Annotated in this window: 13 protein-coding genes and 1 pseudogene; 10 read left to right on the top strand and 4 right to left on the bottom strand. The window is 68.0% G+C overall.

What is annotated here, in order from left to right:
* Positions 1-34: 34 nt before the first annotated feature.
* Complete coding sequence (locus RM479_RS23935; RefSeq protein WP_311513963.1) at positions 35-7,201, top strand: RHS repeat-associated core domain-containing protein; 7,167 nt, start codon at positions 35-37, stop codon at positions 7,199-7,201.
* A 936-nt stretch (positions 7,202-8,137) separates the two neighbouring features.
* On the top strand, positions 8,138-8,755 hold the full coding sequence (locus RM479_RS23930; protein ID WP_311513962.1) for a hypothetical protein: 618 nt from the start codon (positions 8,138-8,140) through the stop codon (positions 8,753-8,755).
* 89 nt (positions 8,756-8,844) lie between these two features.
* Here the strand turns inward: RM479_RS23930 and RM479_RS23925 are convergent, their stop codons facing one another.
* Both RM479_RS23925 and RM479_RS23920 read right to left on the bottom strand, forming a co-directional pair.
* The gene (locus RM479_RS23925) at positions 8,845-9,591 is read right to left on the bottom strand and encodes a DUF429 domain-containing protein (protein ID WP_311513961.1); all 747 of its coding nucleotides are present in this window, start codon (positions 9,589-9,591) and stop codon (positions 8,845-8,847) included.
* Positions 9,592-10,181: 590 nt separating this feature from the next.
* Positions 10,182-10,673: a hypothetical protein gene (locus RM479_RS23920; RefSeq protein WP_311513960.1), complete on the bottom strand. Its 492-nt coding sequence runs from the start codon at positions 10,671-10,673 to the stop codon at positions 10,182-10,184.
* Positions 10,674-10,776: 103 nt separating this feature from the next.
* On the opposite strand from RM479_RS23920, the gene RM479_RS23915 reads away from it, so the two are divergent.
* Positions 10,777-11,040 (top strand): hypothetical protein, encoded by a 264-nt coding sequence (locus tag RM479_RS23915; RefSeq protein ID WP_311513959.1) that lies wholly within the window; start codon positions 10,777-10,779, stop codon positions 11,038-11,040.
* A gap of 85 nt (positions 11,041-11,125) precedes the next feature.
* On the opposite strand, the gene RM479_RS23910 is transcribed toward RM479_RS23915, so the two are convergent.
* On the bottom strand, positions 11,126-12,055 hold the full coding sequence (locus RM479_RS23910; RefSeq protein ID WP_311513958.1) for an aminoglycoside phosphotransferase family protein: 930 nt from the start codon (positions 12,053-12,055) through the stop codon (positions 11,126-11,128).
* A complete protein-coding gene (locus tag RM479_RS23905; RefSeq protein ID WP_311513957.1) occupies positions 12,052-12,537 on the bottom strand; it encodes a hypothetical protein in 486 nt (161 codons plus the stop codon). Before RM479_RS23905 ends, RM479_RS23910 begins: the two co-directional genes overlap by 4 nt.
* On the opposite strand from RM479_RS23905, the pseudogene RM479_RS23900 reads away from it, so the two are divergent.
* From RM479_RS23900 to RM479_RS23870, 7 genes and pseudogenes are all read left to right on the top strand, one after another.
* A pseudogene (locus RM479_RS23900) lies at positions 12,536-12,946 on the top strand (helix-turn-helix domain-containing protein); the annotation flags it as partial. The gene RM479_RS23905 and the pseudogene RM479_RS23900 overlap by 2 nt on opposite strands.
* A gap of 147 nt (positions 12,947-13,093) precedes the next feature.
* Positions 13,094-14,002: a tetratricopeptide repeat protein gene (locus RM479_RS23895; RefSeq protein WP_311513982.1), complete on the top strand. Its 909-nt coding sequence runs from the start codon at positions 13,094-13,096 to the stop codon at positions 14,000-14,002.
* A 19-nt stretch (positions 14,003-14,021) separates the two neighbouring features.
* On the top strand, positions 14,022-14,549 hold the full coding sequence (locus RM479_RS23890) for an NUDIX hydrolase (RefSeq protein WP_311513956.1): 528 nt from the start codon (positions 14,022-14,024) through the stop codon (positions 14,547-14,549).
* Positions 14,550-14,788: 239 nt separating this feature from the next.
* Entirely contained in the window at positions 14,789-16,036 is a 1,248-nt protein-coding gene (gene fxlM, locus RM479_RS23885) for a methyltransferase, FxLD system (RefSeq protein WP_311513955.1), read from the top strand.
* A gap of 28 nt (positions 16,037-16,064) precedes the next feature.
* Positions 16,065-16,274, top strand: coding sequence for an FxLD family lanthipeptide (locus tag RM479_RS23880; protein ID WP_311513954.1), 210 nt, complete (start codon positions 16,065-16,067; stop codon positions 16,272-16,274).
* Between the two features lie 69 nt (positions 16,275-16,343).
* A complete protein-coding gene (locus RM479_RS23875; protein WP_311513953.1) occupies positions 16,344-19,148 on the top strand; it encodes a lantibiotic dehydratase in 2,805 nt (934 codons plus the stop codon).
* Positions 19,135-20,274, top strand: coding sequence for a lanthionine synthetase C family protein (locus RM479_RS23870; RefSeq protein ID WP_311513952.1), 1,140 nt, complete (start codon positions 19,135-19,137; stop codon positions 20,272-20,274). The genes RM479_RS23875 and RM479_RS23870 overlap by 14 nt, the downstream gene beginning before the upstream one ends.
* The last annotated feature ends 7 nt before the right edge of the window (positions 20,275-20,281 follow it).

Raw genomic sequence — 20,281 nt, 5'->3', positions numbered from 1 at the left:
CGAGCGCGGGGGACGGAAGGAAACGGACAACGCTGTGACCCCGCACGGTGACTCCCCCGCCCGCCCCGGCCGGATCCGCAAGGGTCTGACCTACACCACCGCCCTGATCGTGGTGGCCGGACTGCTCAATGCGCTCCCGGCCTCCGCCCTGGCGTACAACCCGCGCCCCGAGGTCGAGGATCTCGCCTCCGTAGCGGGTTCCGACCTGGTGTCCGAAGCCATCGCGCAGGATGACGCGGTGGCCGAGGCCGCGGTCACGGAGCCGGAGAGCGTCGACTGGCCCGAGGAAGCGGTGCTCGACGTCGACCTGGCGGGGGACCGTGCGCGCACGTTCGCCGTCCAGGAGGAGTCCCCGGTCACGATCACCGCGCTGACGGGGGAGGAACTCGCTGACTGGGAGGTTCCCGAGCACTGGGAGGAGTTCGCCCCCGCACCCGAGGAGGACGAACCCGGCCCGGAGGCCGAGGAGACGCCGGAGCCCACCACACCGGACACCGGCGGGGAGGAGGGGGCCCGTACCGAGCCCGACGCCGACTCCCCGGTTCGGGGTGAAAGCGGTGACGGTGACGCCGAACCTTCTCCGAGTGCGGACCCCTCGCCGTCGCGTGAGGAGAACCGCCGCGAGCCGCTCACCCCTGACGAGTCCGAGCCCGCCCTCGACCCCACTCTGGAGCCCGAACCGGTCGAAGCGGTCCAGGTCGAGGTCCTGGACCGGGAGACGGCCGAGGAGGTCGGGGTCAACGGTCTGCTGGTGCACGTGACCCGCACCGACGACTCCGCCTCCCTGGCCCCGGTGCGGATGGACGTCGACTACTCCGACTTCGCCGCCGCGTTCGGCGGCGACTACGCCTCCCGCCTGCACGTCGTCGAACTCGACCCCTGCGTGCTCGACGACTCCTGCGCCGCAGACGACACCGTCGCCTTCGACTCCACGGAATTGATCGACAACAACGTCGGTGAGCAGAACCTGTCCGCCGTGGTCACCGCCGCACCCGCCCAGGGTGCCCTGTTCGCCCTGGCCGCCGCCCCGGCGGGCGGCAACGGCGACTACGGCGCCACCCAGCTGTCGGCGTCCTCCACCTGGAACGTCAACGCCCAGGCCGGCGACTTCTCCTGGTCCTACGGTCTGAACGTGCCCCCCGCCCCCAGCCAGCTGACCCCGTCACTGGGGGTGGGCTACTCCTCCGGCGGCATCGACGGCCGCATCGCCACCTCCAACAACCAGACCTCCTGGATCGGCGACGGCTTCGCCTACGCCCCAGGCGCCATCGAGCGCCGCTACGCCGCCTGCTCCGACGCCGGCCACGACACCGGCGACCTGTGCTGGAACACCGACAACGTCACCCTGTCGATGAGCGGCCACTCCGGCGCCCTCATCAAGCACTCCGACGGCACCTACCGGCTCTCCAACGACGACGGCACCAAGGTCGAGCGCCTCACCGGCGCCACCAACGGCGCCCACCAGGGCGAGTACTGGAAGGTCACCACCCCCGACGGCACCCAGTACTTCTTCGGCCGCAACCGCCTGCCCGGGTGGGCCAGCGGCGACCCGGAGACGAAGTCGGCACAGACCATGCCGGTCTACTCGACCAAGTCCGGCCAGCCCTGCTACAACTCCACGTTCTCCCAGTCCTGGTGCCAGCAGGCCTACAAGTGGAACCTCGACTACGTCGTCGACGTGCACGGCAACGTCATGACGTTCTACTACACCGCCGAGACCAACAACTACGGCCGCAACCTCACCACCACGGCCACCCCGTACGTGCGGGCGGCCAACATCGCCCGCATCGAGTACGGGCTGCGCAGCAGCGACGTGTACGCCACCGCCCCGGCCCGCGTGGTGTTCTCCACCTCCGAGCGCTGCCTGCCGACCTCCTCCTTCGACTGCGCCGCCGACAAGCGCACCTCCGGTCAGGCCCGGCACTGGCCCGACGTCCCCCTGGACCTCGACTGCAAGTCGGGGACCTCCTGCGCGGGACGGCACACGCCCACCTTCTGGTCCACCAAGAAGCTGGACGGAATCACCACCCAGATCCGCGAGGGTAGCGAGTACACCAAGGTCGACACCTGGGCCTTCGAGCACTCCTTCCCCGAGGCCGGGGACGGCACCGGGCCCACCCTGTGGCTGGACTCCATCGAGCACACCGGCCACGTGGGCGGCACCGCGACCCTGCCCAAGGTGACCTTCGCGGGCACCCAGTTGCCCAACCGCGTCGACTCGCCCACCGACGACATCGCGCCGATGCTGCGCTGGCGCATCACCTCGATCTACACCGAGACCGGCGGCCACCTGGACATCACCTACTCCGAACCGGAGTGCGAACCGGGCAAGACGCCGCAACCTCACAACAACACCAAACGCTGCTACCCGGTCAAGTGGACCCCCGAGGGCGGGGTGGAGCTGACCGACTGGTTCCACAAGTACGTCGTCACCCAGGTGAACGAACTCGACCTGGTCACCGACCAGCCCGCGATGACCACCAGCTACGACTACGTGGGCACCCCGGCCTGGCGGTACACCGAGGCCGACGGGATGGTCAAGGACAAGTACCGTACCTGGGGGGACTGGCGCGGCTACGACCGGGTCATCGTCCGCACCGGCCGCGGTGAGGACCCCATCAGTGAGACCGAGTACCTGTACTTCCAGGGCATGGACGGCGACAAGCAGCCCAGCGGTACCCGCAGCGTGTCGGTCACCGACTCCCGGGGTGTCTCGCACACCGACCACAAGGAGCTCAACGGCACCCTGCGCGAGACCATCGTCCGCGACGGTGCGGGCGGCGAGGTGATCTCCCGGGAGATCAGCACCCCGTGGCTGAAGAAGACCGCGGAGGTCACCCACTCCTGGGGCTCGCAGTCCGCCCACATGATCCAGACACAGCGGGTGGACCGCTTCGCCGTCAAGTCCGACGGCACCTGGTTCCACACCCGCTTCGACAACACCATCAACGACCGGGGCGCGGTCACACGTGTCCGGGACTTCGGTGACGTGGACGTCACCGGCGACGAGAAGTGCGTCAACACCACCTACGTCCACAACACCGACAAGTGGATCCTCAACCTGGTCTCACGCAGTGAGACCCTCGCCATCGACTGCCAGCAGACCGCCCAGCGTCCTGGGGACGTGGTCACCGACGAGCGGGTGTTCTACGACGGCGGAGCCCACGGGGCCGCCCCGACCCGCGGCCTGCCCACCAAGACCGAGAAGCTCGACACCTACACGAGCGGGAACCCGGTCTACCAGACCGTCTCCCAGGCCGCCTTCGACGCCCGCGGCAACACCGTCTCCGAGACCGACGCCAACGGCGGGGTGAGCACCACCGCCTACTCGTTCACCGCCGCCGGGCTGCCCAACGGCGTCACCGAGACCAACCCGCTGGGACACGTCAACAGCAGCGTCATCGACCCCGCCCGCGGTCTGCCGCTGTCCCAGACCGACGCCAACGGCCGCACCATGCACATGGCCTACGACCCGCTGGGCCGTCTGACCTCCGTGTGGCTGCCGGACCGCAGGAGGGACCTCGACACCCCCACGGCCAAGTTCGAGTACCACATCCGCCAGGACGCGCCCACCTCGATCGTCACCCACACCCTCAACGCCCAGGGCGGGTACACCACGGGCTACGAGATCTTCGACGCGCACCTGCGGCTCCGGCAGACCCAGGCGCCCGCGGTCAACGACGGTCGTCTGATCACCGACACCTTCCATGACAGCCGCGGCCAGGTCGTCAAGGTCCGGAGCAGCTACCACAACGCGGCGGAGCCCTCCGACACGCTCTTCGTCGTCGCCAACGACGCCCACATCCCCCAGCAGAGCGAGACGGTCTACGACGGGCACGGGCGCGTCACCGACGTCCTCCACGTCGCGTTCGGTGAGGAGCGCTGGCGGGTCAGCACCGAGTACCGGGGAGAGATCTCCCTGCTCACCCCGGCCGACGGTGGTATCGCCACCGCGTCCATCAGCGACGCCCACGGGCGTCTGGTGGAGTCGCGCACCTACACCGGGGGCACCCCCGAGGGGGACTTCGACGCCATCACCTACGCGTACACCCCGCAGGGCCGGCTGGAGACGGTCACCGACCCCGAGGGCAACACCTGGAGCCACGGCTACGACCTGCGCGGTCGCCTGGTGGAGACCGAGGACCCGGTCGCCGGCACCACCACGATGACCTACGACCGGCTCGACCAGATGGTCACCAAGACCGACGCCCGCGGTGAGACGCTGGCCTACGTCTACGACGCCGTCGGCCGCCAGACCGAGCTGCGCGACGACAGCCCCCAGGGGACGCTGCGGGCCTCGTGGGTGTACGACACCCTGGCCAAGGGACACCTGACCTCGGCCACCCGGTACGCCGACGGCAACGCCTACACCAACCGTGTCGTCACCTATGACACGTTCTACCGGCCCACCACCACCGAGGTCCTGATCCCCTCCAGCGAGGTGGGACTGGCGGGACGCTATCGGTTCGTGTCCCGCTACAACCTCGACGGGACCCTCAAGTCCCAGACCTACCCCGCCGCGGGCGGCCTGGGGCAGGAGACCTTCACCTACACCTACAACGATCTGGGCCTGCCCCTCACCGCGGGCGGTTACGACGAAGTCGTCACCGACACCGTCTACAGCCAGCTCGGCGAGCTGCGCCAGATCGAACTGGACACCGACCAGACCAGCACCCACGCCACCTGGATCACCCGGCACTACGACCCGACCACGGGACGCATGTCGGAGACCAGCATGGTCCCGCAGCTCGGTGTCACCGGCTCCCTGGCCCACCAGTTCTACGCCTACGACGACGCGGGGAACATCCTCAACCTGCGCAACGAGCCCACCGCCGCCCACCTCCAAGCGGACGTGCAGTGCTACGACTACGACCACATGCGGCGCCTCACCGACGTGTGGACGCCCGACGCCACCGGTGAGAACGCCTGCCAGGCGGCGCCGTCGGAGCAGAACCTGGGCGGGGCGTCCCCGTACTGGCACTCCTACACCTACGACACCCTGGGCAACCGCACCACCGAGACCCGCCACGACCCGGTCGGGAACACGGTGCGCACTTACACCCACGGCGACGCCGCGGGGCTGCGCCCGCAGACACTGACCCAGGTGCAGGAATCGGGGCCGGCGGGGACCGCGCTGGAGACCTACGCCTACGACGCCTCCGGCAACATGACCGGCCGGACGACACCGGCCCGGGACCAGGAGCTGGAGTGGGACGCCGAGGGCAAGCTGGCGTCGGTGACCGAGGAGGACGGGGGAGTCACCTCCTACGTTTACGACGCGGACGGCGGCCGGCTGATCCGGCACGCCCCGGACGCCTCCACCCTGTACCTGCCGGGGATGGAGCTGCGGTTGGACAAGACCTCGCTGATCAAGGAGGCGACCCGGTTCTACAGCTTCGCGGGTGAAGGGGTCGCGGTCCGCAACAACGATGCCACTCTGTCGTGGCTGCACTCGGACCACCACGGCACCGGCCAGGTGGCCGTTGACGCCCGGACCGGCGCGGAGACGCACCGATACATGACGGTGTTCGGCCAGGACCGGATGGCGCAGGGGGCTTGGCCGTCTGAGAAGGGCTTCGTCGGCGGCACCGTCGACGAGTCCACGGGACTGACCCAGCTGGGCGCTCGGGCCTACGACGCATCTCTGGGTCGGTTCATCTCGGTGGACCCGCTGATGGACGTGACCGACCACCAGCAGATGCACGGCTACAGCTATGCCAACAACAACCCGGCCACGTTCGAGGACTCCTCGGGGCTGATGCTGTGCATCGACGTGTGCGGTCCGGGCGGGTATCTGATCAGCCCGCCGACCGGGAACCGGCCGGGTTCGATGTACGACTACTCCAACCAGCAGATCAAGTACCACAGCCCGCAGACGGGGTGGACGAAGTGGTACTCCAAGCCGAACGTCGTCTCGCGCGGCGGCGGGTCGGGCGGGTCGTCGTACCAGTCGCAGGCCTCGCCTGAGCATCTGGCGGCGCAGCGTGAGATCCAGGAGGCCAAGCAGAAGCTGATCAAGGCCGCGACGGGTCTGGCGCAGCTGGTGGCCGACGAGCTGGGGATCACGGCGGGGCTGGAGTGCTTCACGACGGGGAACCTGGCGGCGTGTGGTGAGACGGCGCTGAACATCGCGTTGATGTTCGTGGGCGGGTTGCCGGCGAAGATCGCGGCGAAGTACGGGCTGCGGTGGGGCAAGGCGGTGGAGCTGGGTCGCAAGATCGCGGAGCTGGGCGGTGAGCTCGTCGACGGGATCAAGGGTTTGATCGGGGCGAAGAAGAAACTCGACGCCCTACCAGAGCCGACGTCCTGTCCCATCGGGAACAGTTTCGTGCCGGGGACCCGTGTGGTGATGGCCGACGGATCGACCAAGCCCATTGAGAACGTCGAGATCGGGGACGAGGTCCTGGCCACTGACCCGGAAACCGGCGAGCAGACCGCGCGCACGGTGTTGGCCACGATCGTCGGTTCGGGTGCGAAGGCGTTGGTGGAGATCACCATCGATCCGACCACCGAACGTGACGCCCCCGGGGACGAGACCGTTGCCCAAGGTGCGGTGCAGGTCGACACCGAGAGCGCGGGTATCCCGGGTCCGGTGGCGGCCGGGGACGTTATCGTCGCGACCGACGGTCACCCCTTCTGGGTCCCTGACCTGAAGGCCTGGGTCGACGCGATCGACCTCGCCCCGGGCATGTGGTTGCAGACCTCGGCCGGTACCTGGGTCCAGATCAACGCGATCCAGACCTGGTCCCTGCCCGCCACGGTTCACAACCTGACCGTCCAGGGTGTTCACACCTACCATGTTGCTGCGGGGTCCCTCGACGTCCTCAACCACAACTGTGATGATGGTGGTTTTAAAAACCCAGTCACAGCCAGTGAGATAAGCGATATCAATGAGAGTTTCGGGGGAAGAACTCTATTGCATGGATCCCCCGAGGGGACCTTGGCCAATGCAAGTAGGTACACGGGTTTTTGGCGGAAATCTGCTGTGATTATTCGAGATGTCGCAGGTGGCCACATGTTCGACAATGGAAACAAGCGTACTGCTCACGCTGTCGTCACAAATCTCATGGAGCGAAATAACATCATCAGCGGCCCCACTAATGATGATCTTTGGAGGGTGATTGCTACTGTGAGTGATTCGAGAAAGCCTGGCCACACGATGGATGTGGACGGGATTGCTTCGAGGTTGAGGGGTTACTAGTGGGATCTCCTCGCCGGCCTAATATCGAAGGCTTGTTGGAGTGCTTGGGGAGTTATGGGATCACCGTTATTCTTAAATTTGACCATGAGAGAAGGGGTGCTGGATTTAAGCCGTGGACCTTGGTTTTCTCTGGCCCTGGGGTGGGGAGTGCTTATTTTGTTCGCATTGAGGGTGTAAGTTTGGCCGAATGTTTGGAGGCTGGAATTGAACAGTTGAAGGATTCCTCTGGGTTGACTATTCCTTTGGATGAATTTGATATTTAGTTATTTAGTTTTGGATTGAAGTCCGATGTGAGCAAGGAAATTGTCCAAAGGGTCAGGTTGGTACTGTAGATGACTCAGATTTGACTGGACGGCTTCGTTTGGCTCCGGGGTTCAGGCGGGAAGTTACTTTCCTCCAGTCGCTCCCGGTTCTTGATCCCTGTCTTTATCCTCCTGCTGTGGTGGGAATGCAGGTTGTCCCATGCAGGATCACCGCTGCGGCTAACGCCCAATGGTCGCCATTCGCGAAGGAGATCAGGGTGCGGTCGCAGGACTAATTAATTCATAAGTTTTCTTACTTCGTGCGTCGTCCGGAGGAGCCCTTTGGATGCACAGGGCTGTTTTATTCTCGGTGAGCAGTGGAGTTGACGCTGGTCAGCGAAGACCGATCACGTCCAGCGGGTGAGTGAACGCTTCATACGAAACCCACCGGATCGCTTCGGGCACCGTGTCCTGGTCCAACCGGCTTAAGAACGCCAGGGTGAGAGTCCGCAGCTTGGCCAGGTCGTCGGGGGTGTTCCGTACTTGAGCTGGAGCATGCGGCGTGTGCCGGGATTGCCTCCCGTCACTCAGACGGGAGCGACGATCCCGCATGGTCGGCGCGCCATCGTCAGGGTGTGTCCCCGGTGCCGGAGGAGCCTTCTGTGGGTGCCCGTAGCCCCGCTAGTTTTTGTGTATGGCGGGTTACTGGGGGCCGCGGGTGGCGGCGTGGCTGGGCGGGTTGCGGCGGGCGCGGCCGGTGTTCCACTCCGAGGCGGACTTCCAGCACGCCCTGGCCTGGACGGCGCACCTGTTCGAGCCGTCCCTGCGGGTCCAGCTGGAGGTCAAGACCGCGGTGGGGCACCTGGACGTGCTGATCTCCCGCCCCGAGCAGAACCGCCACCTGGCGCTGGAGCTGAAGTACCTCAAGGCCGCCTGGACCGGCACGTTGGCCGGCGAACGCTTCGACCTCGCCGACCAGGGCGCCCAGGACATCCGCGGCTACGACGTCGTCAAGGACATCGCCCGCGTGGAGCAGCTGACCGCACCGTCACCGGGCTGGAGCGGGGGCGTGCTGGTGGTGTCCAACGACCCCGGCTACTGGAACCGCCCCGGACACGGCCGGGCCACCAACGCCGACGCCTTCCGCCTCTATGAGGGCACCCACCTTTCCGGGGTCCAGGCCTGGGGCCCGGCACCGGCCGGGGCACCATGCGCAAACGCACCGAGCCCATCCGGCTGCGCGGCCCCTACCGGTGCGGGTGGACGACCTACTCGCGCCTGGAAGGGCTCCGGGGCGAGTTCCGGCTGCTGACCTTCCCGGTCCAGGACCGATGACCCCCGCTGCTGTTCGACGCCGTCACGAACACCGAAGCTGCAACTGGTCGCAGGTGGTCCGCGCCTTCAATCCTTCACCGGGCCTGGGTCCTTCAAGGCTTCGAGGGTTCCGTGTTCTGGGAGGTGGATCCATCCCTCCTCGCGGGCGAACCCGGCCTCCTCACCCTCGGGCAGGGCGGTGAGCCCCACCGCTGCGGCCCGGGCGGTCAGCGCCGCGATCAGCGCGTCGAAGGCGTGCTCACTGGCCTCGTAGGCGTGCCGGACCTGCGCAGAGCACTCCAGCCACGGCGCCGCGTCCAAGAGCACGGCCATGTCGCGGTTCTTGCCCAGTCCCCACATGGTGCGCGAGGCCGCCGGATACACCTCCACCACCCGACCGGTGACTCCGCTGCGGTCCACGGGTGTGCCCGCCGCGGCCAGGGCGTCGGCCAGGTACGCCCAGCGTGCGGCGACGGCCCCCAGCTTGTCGAAGGACACCGACAGAGGACGAACCCCCGACACCCGGTGCACGCGCTGGTCGGTCAGACGCAACCGCATGGCCTGGTAGTGGGACCTGTGGTCGAGCCCGCGCCCGGGCCAGGGCTGCAGGTGGGCGTGGGCGTGCACGGCCCGGGTGAAGGTGATTGGCCAGCCGAAGGGGCAGTCGATCCCCGCTTGGTCCCCGGGGGTCAGGTTGGTCAGCAGGCGTAGGAGTTCGGTGTCGGTGCACCCCGTGTGCGGGTGGTCGAGGGTCGCGCGGTGTTCGTGCCAGGTGATGGTGGCGGCCGCGGTGTTGAGGTCCGCGACGGCCAGGTCGATTCCGATTGTGCGCATCGGCCCTCCGGGAAGTTTTCGATGTTCATCGGCCGAGGGGCCGCGCGTGAGCATGGCACGCAGACCACGAACCGTGCCTGCCGGCCACGACCCGGAACCGGTTTTGGTCCGGCCTCGGCTCACGCCAGGGCTTCCATTACAGCCCCCGCATGACAGATCCGGGTCAAGGCGTCATCGATCCACGGACTGTCTGAGGGCGAGCCTCAGGCGCGCCGAAGACCGCCCGTCGTCGTTCCTCATTCCTCCCGCCTCCGAGTACGACCCTGGGGATCAGACTGGCTGTGGGGGTGGTGGCCCTGCGCTGGCTCGACAGCGATCTGATCAAGGGCACGTTGAGCAGTGAGCGCCAACTCCAAGCCCATATGGTTGGGTTGGTGGAGTTGGCGCCCAAGAGCGCCGCGAGCCGCTGCATGGCTGTGCTGGCCCACGCCACACTACGGGCTTTATTGTGCCTCGACCAGTGGTGCAAGCAGAAGGAAGCTGAGGACCGCAAGCAGGGGTGGGACGAGGGGGTTCGTGTTAACCGCTCTGCAGGGCGTCCCGCTGGCGCCGTATGGCAGGATTTGAACCTGCGGCCATCGGATGAGAGCTCACTCTAGAAGTCCCGGCCGCACGTGGGGTATCACCTGCACCTGGTCCTCCTCGCTAAGACCGTCGGGGCGATTCCAAGTCACAATCACCTTGTCGAACAGTGGGTCGTGCCCATCCCACCAGCGTGTGACGTTGATCGAATCGCCCGCGTGAACTGATTTTGGGCGCATCCCGAGGGCTTGCCCAGTCCAGGTGACGCGGACGTTGACGGCGACCTCCTTTCCGATGTTGGTAAGGATGCCCTTTCGGCGGGGCTGGTCCGGGTGCTGGTTTTCTGGCTCAGGGAGTTCTTTGAAGTCCCAGCGTGCGATGTCGCTCAGGGCTTTGCCGTGCTCGAGGCGTAGTTGCTCCTTGGCTGCAGAGGCAGAGATCTTCGCTGATCTGGAAGAAGACCTCGCGTGCAGAACGGCATAGGCAGAGACGAAGAACGCTGCTGCCGAAATGGCTACGCTCCACCAGGCAGGGTCTCTAAGGGCTTCGGGGAAGTCCATGGCACCAAGGTAGCGGTGTTCGGGGTGCCGTGTTCGGTGTCCGCTTCCGGCTACGGTGGTTTCCTTGCCCCGTGCAGGCGTCGGGCACGGCAGGATAGGCGGCATGAACTACACCAGGACGGATCAGGAAGTCGCTCGATTCATGCTCGCCGATCACGACGAGACGGGCCAGTGGCGCAGGCTGAACCCGAACGACATCGTTTCCCAAACTAGCCTGACAGCGGATCAGGTGCACGAATGCGTGCTCAGGCTTGGAGAAGGGGATCTGATCGAGGAGGTGCAGGCGATCAACGCTGATGGCCAACTGCGCGTGACCACGTTCGGGAAGTTGACGGACCAGGGGATTTTGTTGGCGCAGTCACCGTGACGTGGGGGGTGTTTTGTGGCGGTTTTGGTAGAGGCTGTGGCGTGTGTCGGAATCGCCTCCTGTCACCCGACGCATCCGTTGCTGCCTACCGGTAGGTGGACCAGCGGGTGGTGGTGTCGCCGTGCCGGAGGGTGTTCATGCGGTGTTGCCACTGGGTGCGCAGGCCGGGGCTGGTATTGAGGACCGGTAGGACGCTGGTGACGAGTCGGAGTTCGCGAAGTCGGCGCAGGACGGGGAATCCGGGCCAGGTGAGGACGTCGAAGCCGTACTCGGCCGCGAGCGGGGTGTGGTGGTCTACGGGGTAGTCCATGCGGACCTTGCCGACCGCGGCGGGGGTCAGGTCCCATTCGCGGGGGCCGTGGCTGAGGCTGTCGAAGTCGCAGATCACCGGCCTTTGGGGGCCGGGGATGAGGTTGCCCATGAACGGGTCTCCGTGCAGCACCCCGGCGGGGAGCTCGAACTCCAGGTCCTGGACTTGGAGTTCGAGGTGGTCGGTGCGCTCGGTGAGGAAGGCCCGGTCGGCTTCGGCCAGTCCTTCGGCGTCGGCGATGCGGCTGCGGATGCGGTCGAACGGTTCCCACGACGGCAGTGCGAACCTTGGGGCGGGCAGGGCGTGGATGCGTTGGAGGATGTGCCCGAGGTCGCCGCCGGTCGGTTCGGGCCCGGTGGAGGGCACCAGGTGCCAGAAGGTCGCCGTGGCCCCGGCGGCCCGGACTGGTTGGGGGATCTCCTCGACCAGCCGCACCGCTGGGGCGTCGTGCCGGGCGAGCCACTGGGCCGCCTCGATGACCACGGGGACGCGTTCGGCGACGGTCGCCGATCCGGCGATGCGCACCACCAGCCCCGCCCGGGGCAGGCGGTAGACGGCGTTGTTGGTGAACTTGATCAGCTCGGCGTCATCGGCCGCACGGGAGCCGATCCCGGCCTCCTCGCACAAAGCGGCGAGGACCTCGTGGACGCGGTCGCGAGTGAGGGCGAAGCGGGGGCCGGCGGAGGGGGCGGGAGTGGTGCTCATGATGTGCGAAGGGTAGCAATGTCGGCGGCCAGATCGGCGGTTTCTCCTCGGGTCCGGTAGTCCAGGGCTGCCTGCTGGAGCGGGGCGAGGCGGTCGATGACGCGCACGGAGCGGACGCGGCGGGCGAGGTCGACGGCCCTGTGGCCGATGCGGACTCCTTGGTCGGGGTCGCCGTTGCGCAGGTGCGCGGTGGCCAGGGTGGTCAGCTCGAAGGCCTGGCTGCGCCCCATGTCCGGGCTGCGGGCCTCCACGGCCCGGTACAGGTGCTCGGTCGTGGCCGTGTACGTGCGGGGCGAGGGTGAGGGGAGCGCGGCGTTGACGACGCCGGACAGGGCGTCCAGGTCGGCTTCGTGGAAGAACCGCACCCACGGTGTGGTGTCCGAATCGGCGCGGGCGAAGGCGTCGTGGGCCCGGGCGAGGGAGTCCAGGGAACGTTTCTCGTCATCGAGAACGGCGTAGGCCCATGCCGCGTTGGCGCACATGAGTGCCACGGTGCGCTCGCATCCGGAGTCCTGGGCGGCGATCTGTCCCAGTTACAGGAACCGGAGTGCTCAGCTCCGGAGAGTTCGCTGGAGTTTGGTTACTGTGGTCATCCCTGCGCTTCTCCTTCCAAAGGAGCCCCCTGTGTGCGGTAACTGCGGTCGTCCACGCGGCGAAGGACAAGGAGGCTGCACCTGTATCCCGTCCTTGATGTGGCGTGACCCTGAGGTCGTTGCCGCTGTTCGAGACCGTGATGCTCGGAGTGTGATCCGCTTCCTGCGACACCACGTTGAGGACCTATCACAGGAAGCGCTGGCCCGGATGTGCGGGGTGGCCCAGAGCACGATCGCCCGAGCTGAAGCGGGCCACGGGCTGACCGACCGACGCAAAGCCATCGAGGCCCTTCGAGGACTCGGGGCACCGTTGAAAACGGAAGGACCTCACCTTCCTCAGCCCCGAGCCATCAGCTCTACCGAGTCGCCAACGCTGGAGACGGACATCGGTGCAGGGGCTGGTGTTGACGGTTCCGCTGCTCTCGGTTCTCTGTGGCGGAACGTTGTGGAGGGAACCACCGCCGAAGCCGTCACCGCTTTCCGGCTGGCGGACCGGCGCGCGGGCGGCGGCCACCTCTACGCGCTGGTCATGCGCTATCTCTCCTCCCGGGTCGGTCCTGCCTTGGTCTCGGAAAGCGGTACCCCCACCACCTTCGTCGCTGCGGCGGGGCTGACGGAGATGGCCGGGTGGATGGCCCACGACGCAGGCCGCGATGACGTCGCCGCCAACCACTTCCAACGGGCGTTGAACCTTGCCCGAGCCGGAGAAGCGGGTTCCCTCACCGCACAGATCTGGGCCAGTCGCGCCCACCTGGCACTGCATCGCGATGACACTGAGAACGCGCTGCTCGCCGCCGAACAAGCCTGGCGACAACTCGATGGCACCGAGGACACCGCGCTACGCGGCAGGGCATTGGCCATGCTCACCCGTGCCCACGCCGCCCGCGGAGACGCGACCACCGCCCGAACCTTTCTCCGTCAAGGAGAGCACCTGCTGTCCGTACCGATCTCCCCACCCGCTTCGGAATGGACCAGCCCCTTCGACCTGGCATCGTTGGCCAGTGAAACGGCCCGGAGCATGTGCGACCTGGACGACCACACCGCCGCCGTCGAACACGCCCATCACGCTTTGAACCTGCGTTCCCCCGAACGGGTTCGAGCCCGCGTGCTCGCCTCCCTGACCCTGGCCCGAGCTTTGATCGGCCAGCACAAAGTGGATGAGGCGGCCGGCCTCGTCGCTGAAGCGGGGACCGCGATCGCCGAGGTGGGGTCGGCCGTGGCCAGCGCCCGATTCCAGGAGGTGCGTGCGGCGTTGGCCTCTTATCGCAACGTTCCTGCGGTCGCTACCGTGCTGTCCCAGACGGGGAAAGCTCCACACGGGTCGCCGGCACCGACCTTGAACCGGAGCGGGTGAACAGGCGAAGGGGTACACGATGGCCGACGACGGTAGAGAAGAAGAACCCCTCTACGTTCGCGACCCGGCGGCCTGGCGCCGCACGCTGGCTGAGGGCAACCGGTTCCAGGCCCGAAAGCGGGTCGCCGCCAAAGTCGTCCTGCACGACGAACAGGGACGCTTGCTGTTGGTCGATCCCACCTACAAACCCTTCTGGGACCTTCCCGGTGGCATGGCCGAGGCCAACGAGTCCCCTCATGAGGCCGCCCTGCGCGAGGTGCGCGAGGAACTCGGTCTGGACCTCGTCCTGGGGGATCTGCTGTGCGTGGAGTGGGCCCCGCCCCGCGACCCCTGGGATGACCTGCTCATGTTCGTCTTCGACGGTGGAACACTGACCCCCGAGCGCGCAGCGGACCTGCACCCGGTGGATCCCGAGGTCGGTGACATCGGATGGTTCACCCCCGAGCAGGCGTCCCAGTGCCTTCGCGAAGACGTCTGGGCCCGCACACGCCGGGCCCTGTTCGCGTTGGAGAACAGGACCACCGTCTATCTCACCCCCGACAGATGAGCACCTCCACCACCGGGTTCAACCCGATCGGTGGTCCGCACTCCGACTGCGCCGATCAGGCCATCTCCCCAAGTGGGGTCCCCTGAATCGAACATCGCGCATAAATCGAACACAGAGAATATGCGCGTGCGCATAGGTCGTCACCCTCCGGCGCGGGACACTGCAACCGTCCCTGTCCCGCCGAACGGCACGGCCCTTGTGGTCGGTCGTCGGCAGCCGCCGATCGTTGGGAGACCTCTGTGTCCGCCACCTCCACGACCGATACGACCCGGGCGCGTGAGGCGATGGTCGACGCCATCGTCGCCGACCACACCCGGCTCGGGCAGCGATCCCTGTCCTGGGCCGTGGAGCAGGCGCTGCGGACCGTGCCCCGGCACACGTTCCTGCCGGGGCTTCCCTCAGCTGAGGCCTACGACCACGAGCAGGCGGTGGTCACCAAGGAGGAGAACGGGCTGGCCCTCAGCTCGGTCTCGGCACCCTCGATCATCGCGACCATGCTGCACCGGGCCGACCTGCACCCGGGCCAGCGCGTCCTGGAGATCGGCTCCGGCGGCTACAACGCCGCCCTGATCCGCGAACTCGTCGGTCCCACCGGTCAGGTCACCTCCATCGACATCGACCCGGACGTCATCGCCCGCGCCGCACAGTGCCTGGCCGACGCTGCTGTCGAAAGCGTGCACCTGGCGGTCGCCGACGGAGAACACGGCTTCGCGGTCCGTGCCCCGTTCGACCGCATCATCGTCACCGTCGGGGCCTGGGACCTGTCCCCAGCCTGGGACGCCCAGCTCGCCCCCGACGGGCGCCTGGTCGTCCCGATGCGAGTACGCGGACTCACCCGCTGCCTCACCCTGGAACGCACCGCCGCCTACGGCCACTGGCGAGCCTTGGCCGTGGACCCGTGCGGGTTCGTTCGCATGCAGGGCGCGGGCGAGCACTGGGAACCCATGCCCCTGCTCCACGAACCCGACGGCGCCCAGGTGGGCCTGCGCCTGGAGGACGGGCCCCGGCCCGACATCGACGCGCTGTGCACCGCGCTGAACACCGACCTGGCCGAGGCCTGGTCCGGGGTGACGGTCGGAGCCGAGGAGGCCACCGACGGCCTGGACCTGTTCCTGGCCTCGGCGGCCGATGGTTGGGCGCTGCTGACCGCCCAGCGCGGGGCGATCCAGGCCGGGTTGATCCGCCCCATCGTCCTGACCGGCACCCCGGCCCTGGTCGACACCGCCGGGGCGAGCTTCGCCTATCGCATCCTGCGTCGGATCCCCGGCCAGGAGAGGTGGGAGTTCGGCGCCGTGGGCCAGGGCCCCCACGCCACCCGGGTCGCCCAGCAACTGACCGACCTGATCAGCCGCTGGGACGGCGACCACCGGGGCGGCCCCGGCCCGCACATCGAACTGTTTCCCGCCTCCACTCCCGCCGCCGACCTGCCCCCAGGGCGGGTCGTGACCAAACGCCACACCCACACGGTCCTGAACTGGGACCGCTGACCCTCGAACGACACGTAAGGAGCCCTTGATGAGCACCCTCCTCGCTGGCCGCACCGACACCGGACTGGTGCCCCTCGGACGCGACCGCGCCCTGCGCACCACGACGACCGACCCGTTCGACCTGGACCTGCGGGTGGAGGTCCCGGTCGTGGACCAGTCCCTGTGGTCGATGACCAACGACGGCTGCGGCCAGACCTGCCAGTCCGCCTGCGCTCCCAGCTGCACCGACAACGGCTGAACCACCCCGCGCACCGGGGCGCGCCCTTCCACTCCAGCGGAGTGGGGCGCGCCCCACTTTTCACCCTCTATGACGTGGAACGGAGTGCCGGTGTACGTCCCCCTCACCACGATCGCGCCTTCCCTGCGTGCGGCGACCCGACCGCGGACCCGCCTTCCCGCGTGTCCCGACCCCGCCACCGGTTCGTCGGCCGAGCTGCGCACCTGGGCCGTCGGCCTCCTTGGCGACCGCGAACTGATGAGAGCGCTGAGCATCGCCAGCCCCTCCCTGACCGAGGCCTTACAGCGCCTGGTCGACTCCGACCGGATGGAGGAGACGCGGGTACGGCGCACCGCTTTCGCATTGGTGCGGTACCTGCTGCGCGCCCACTGCCGGGCGACACCGTTCGGGCTGTTCGCCGGAGTCGCCCCTCTCACCTTGGGAGCTGAGACCTCCGTGACCTGGTGCGGACATCACCAGGAGGTACCCCGGCTCGGGACAGGGAAGGCACGGGGCCAGTTCTCGCAAGCCAGTGGGGAAGTGGAGCGATCCGTGGTGCTGGCGCAGACCGTCCGCGTCCATGGGGAACGCCTGTGCCTGGACCATCGCCCCCACCCGAACGCCCCTGACCAGGCCGCTGCCGTCTCACTGCGGCTGACCTCGGCCGTCTCCCTGCTGGCGAAAACAGCGCACACGCCGGTCCCGCTCGCACACCTGCACAAGACACTCGCCACAGCCTTCCCCGATGCTCCCGAGGAGAAGACGACCGCTCTGGTGGAGCACCTCCTCGACCAGCGCCTGCTCCTCGACTCGGCGACAGCACCGCCTTCACCTCAGAGCGCCTTGTCCCACGGTGACTCGGACGCGGAGGCGGTCGATGTCCGTATCCGCGCCACCGTCACCGTTCACCGGAACGTGGCACAGGAAGCGGCCCGCGCCACCGCCGTTGCCGCCCGACTGTCTCCACATCCCGAAGGCCCGCCCGCCTGGGCCGACTACCACCGGCGCTGTCTGGAGACCTACGGCCAGAACGCCCGGGTCGACCTGCTCACCCTGACCGGCCCGGCGGGCCTGGGCTACCCCTCCTCCTACCGGCACACGCGCCTTCCCGCACCACCTCCGGCGTCCGGGAAACTCGACGCGGCCTTTGTGGAAGCCGCGGCCACCGCCGCACTCCACGGTCAAACTGAACTGGACCTGGACGACCCGACCTGGGCACACCTGATGGCGCGCACACCGAAAGACGTCCCCGCCCACGCCGAGATCCGTTCTCACCTGGCCGCCGCCTCACCGGCCGACGTGGACCAAGGCCGCTACCGGCTGTGGGTCACCGGTATCTCCAAAGGGGCGGGCACTCTCACCGGACGCTTCGCCCACCTCGACGGCATGGACACCACTGTTGCCGGTTCCGGCCTGCCGACCCTCACCCAGGGCGCTCTCCCGGTCCAGGTACTCGCCCCGCCCATGGCCGACACCGCCGCCCACCTGTGCAGGACACCTGTTCTCGCCCCTACGGTGCTGCCCATCGACGTCCACCCGCCCACCGACCCCGACACCGAGGTCCTCCACCCCGAGGATCTCGCCGTTCGCATCGATCCGGATCACCTGCGGCTGGTCCACGCCCCCACCGGACGGGTGCTGGAGCCGTTCCACCCCACCGCGTTGAACGTCCTGGGTTACACCCACCCGTTGGCCCGGTTCGTCACCGAACTACCGCGCGCTCGCACTGCGCTCTATTTGACCTGCGATCCTTGGCCCGAACCGCTGCGTCGGCTGCCGTTCCTTCCCCGGCTCCGCGCCGGCCGCACCGTCCTGGCACCGGCCCGCTGGCGCCTGACCCCCGCCACCTGGTCGACCGCCCGCACTCGTACCCACCTGCCGCTACCCCGTTACGCGGCACTGGTCGAAGGCGAACGCCACCTGCCCCTGGACCTGGAAGACGCCGCCCACCGCTCCCTCGTGGACACTCACCTCTACCGACACGGCCACGTGATCCTCACCGAGACACCGTCCCCCGAAGACTTCGCCTGGTGTGACGGGCACGCACACGAACTCGTCCTTCCCATCGGCACCACCACACCACCCACACGACTCCCGGCCACCGTTACCGTTCGCACCGCAGTAGAACGCGAGGCCACCGGAAACGCATGGGTCTCCGCGCACCTGTACGCCGACCCGTCCCTGTTCCCCCAGATCCTGGCCGAACTCCCCGCTCTGGAACACCGCACCGGGGACGAACTCCGCTTCTGGTTCGTGCGCTACCGCGACCACCACGGCCCGCACCTACGACTCCGCCTGCACTCCACCGGCCACACCGCCCTCCACCAGGCCGTTACCTCCTGGGGCCACGACCTGGTCGGTGCCGGACTGCTCCACGACCTGGCCCTGCACACCTACCGCCCCGAATACGACCGCTACGGCCACGGCCCCGTCATGAAGGTCGCCGAGAACGCCTTCGTCCACGACAGTCGCGCAGCCATCGCGCAACACCACACCACGTACGGCGACCCTTCCCAGGGTCGAGCCTTGGCGGCCCTGTCCCTGCTGCGCATCGCCGACGCCATGGGCGCCGACACCAAATGGACCGTCGCTGCCCTGCCCCGCCCCCGAAACCCCGTGGACCGCGCGACCCTGGCCATCGCCCGACACCTGCTCACCCACCCCGAAGACCTTCCCGCCCCGGTCACTGCCACTTGGGGTGAACGCGACCACGTCCTGGCCGCCTACCGAAAGCGGTTGGATCACCCGCTGCGGGTCGTGTCGTCCCTGTGGCACATGCACCACAACCGTGCCCACGGCCCCGACCGCGATGACGAACACGACCTGCTCGCCCTCACCCGATCCCTCGGCCTGGCCCGCCGTCACCTGGAGCACCCCGACGATGACCGCACCTGACAGCATCCTCACCGCCACGGACACGTCGCCGCTGTCCCTGAACGGCGGAACGCTGGGAACGGCCCTGCTGTACCTGGCCACCGGCTCCCCACCCGAAACCGTGCACACCCTCCTACGCACGGCGCTGGCCGACGGCCCCATCGACCCAGCCAGCCGCAACACCCTGTTCCACGGGCTGCCCGCGGTCGCCTTCCTTCTTTCCCTGACCCCTCCCGAGGGTTACCGCAGCGCCCGCACCACCGTCCGCGAGCACCTGATCGCCCTCACCCGCCACCGCCTGGCGGCCGCGACCCGGCGCATCGAGGACGGACGTCTCACCTCCTTCGCCGAGTACGACCTCATCACCGGACTCACCGGCATCGGCGTCGCCCTCCGCAGCATCGACCCTGACGGCGACCTTCTTGATGACCTTCTGCGCTACCTGGTGCGGCTCACCCGCCCGATCCGCCACGAGCACCACGAACGACCCGGATGGTGGGTCCACCACGGACCCCAGGCACACCCGGACCCGGACTTTCCCGAGGGGCACGCCAACCTGGGCCTGGCCCACGGCATCAGCGGAGTACTGGGCTTCCTCGCCCTCACCCACCGAGACGGACGCACCGTCGACGGACACACCGAAGCGCTGGAGCGGCTGTGCGCCGCGCTGGACGAGCACGAGCACCACGACGGAGAGCGCACCTGGTGGCCTGGATGGGTCTCCACCGGCCACCCCGCGCCGCTCACCACGCCAGGTCCGCCCTCTTGGTGCTACGGCACCCCGGGCATCGCCCGAGCCCGGCAGCTCGCCGCCCTGGCCCTCGGGGACACCCCTCGCCGCCTCCACGCCGAACAGGCCATGGACACCTGCCTGTCCGACCCCCGCCTCGTGAACCACTTCACCTACGGCGGCCTGTGCCACGGCCCCGCCGGACTGCTCCAAGTCCTTCGCCGCATGTCCGAAGACCAGCCCGCAGTTCGACCGGAGCAGCGGTTGGAACGGCATCTAACGGCCGTACGCGAACACGCCGCGGCCCCGTTCCCGCACCGGGAATCGGGGCTGCTGGAAGGAAAAGAGGGGACCACCATGGCGCTGGCGGGCAGAGCATCGGCCCTGGCTTGGGACCGCTGCATGCTCCTCGTCTGAACGCGGT

This window comes from Nocardiopsis lambiniae, assembly GCF_031845465.1.
In the GTDB taxonomy this organism is placed as follows: Bacteria; Actinomycetota; Actinomycetes; order Streptosporangiales; family Streptosporangiaceae; genus Nocardiopsis; species Nocardiopsis lambiniae.
Note: the sequence above shows the minus strand (reverse complement) of the source record. Positions and strands in the feature narration are given on the sequence as shown.

What these genes read in the sequence shown, in the direction of transcription:
- RM479_RS23930 (WP_311513962.1), top strand. Translation starts at nt 8,138, where the DNA reads ATGGCGGGTTACTGGGGGCCGCGGGTGGCGGCGTGGCTGGGCGGGTTG.
- RM479_RS23925 (WP_311513961.1), bottom strand. Translation starts at nt 9,591, where the DNA reads ATGCGCACAATCGGAATCGACCTGGCCGTCGCGGACCTCAACACCGCG.
- RM479_RS23920 (WP_311513960.1), bottom strand. Translation starts at nt 10,673, where the DNA reads ATGGACTTCCCCGAAGCCCTTAGAGACCCTGCCTGGTGGAGCGTAGCC.
- RM479_RS23915 (WP_311513959.1), top strand. Translation starts at nt 10,777, where the DNA reads ATGAACTACACCAGGACGGATCAGGAAGTCGCTCGATTCATGCTCGCC.
- RM479_RS23910 (WP_311513958.1), bottom strand. Translation starts at nt 12,055, where the DNA reads ATGAGCACCACTCCCGCCCCCTCCGCCGGCCCCCGCTTCGCCCTCACT.
- RM479_RS23905 (WP_311513957.1), bottom strand. Translation starts at nt 12,537, where the DNA reads ATGTGCGCCAACGCGGCATGGGCCTACGCCGTTCTCGATGACGAGAAA.
- RM479_RS23890 (WP_311513956.1), top strand. Translation starts at nt 14,022, where the DNA reads ATGGCCGACGACGGTAGAGAAGAAGAACCCCTCTACGTTCGCGACCCG.
- RM479_RS23880 (WP_311513954.1), top strand. Translation starts at nt 16,065, where the DNA reads ATGAGCACCCTCCTCGCTGGCCGCACCGACACCGGACTGGTGCCCCTC.
- RM479_RS23875 (WP_311513953.1), top strand. Translation starts at nt 16,344, where the DNA reads ATGACGTGGAACGGAGTGCCGGTGTACGTCCCCCTCACCACGATCGCG.
- RM479_RS23870 (WP_311513952.1), top strand. Translation starts at nt 19,135, where the DNA reads ATGACCGCACCTGACAGCATCCTCACCGCCACGGACACGTCGCCGCTG.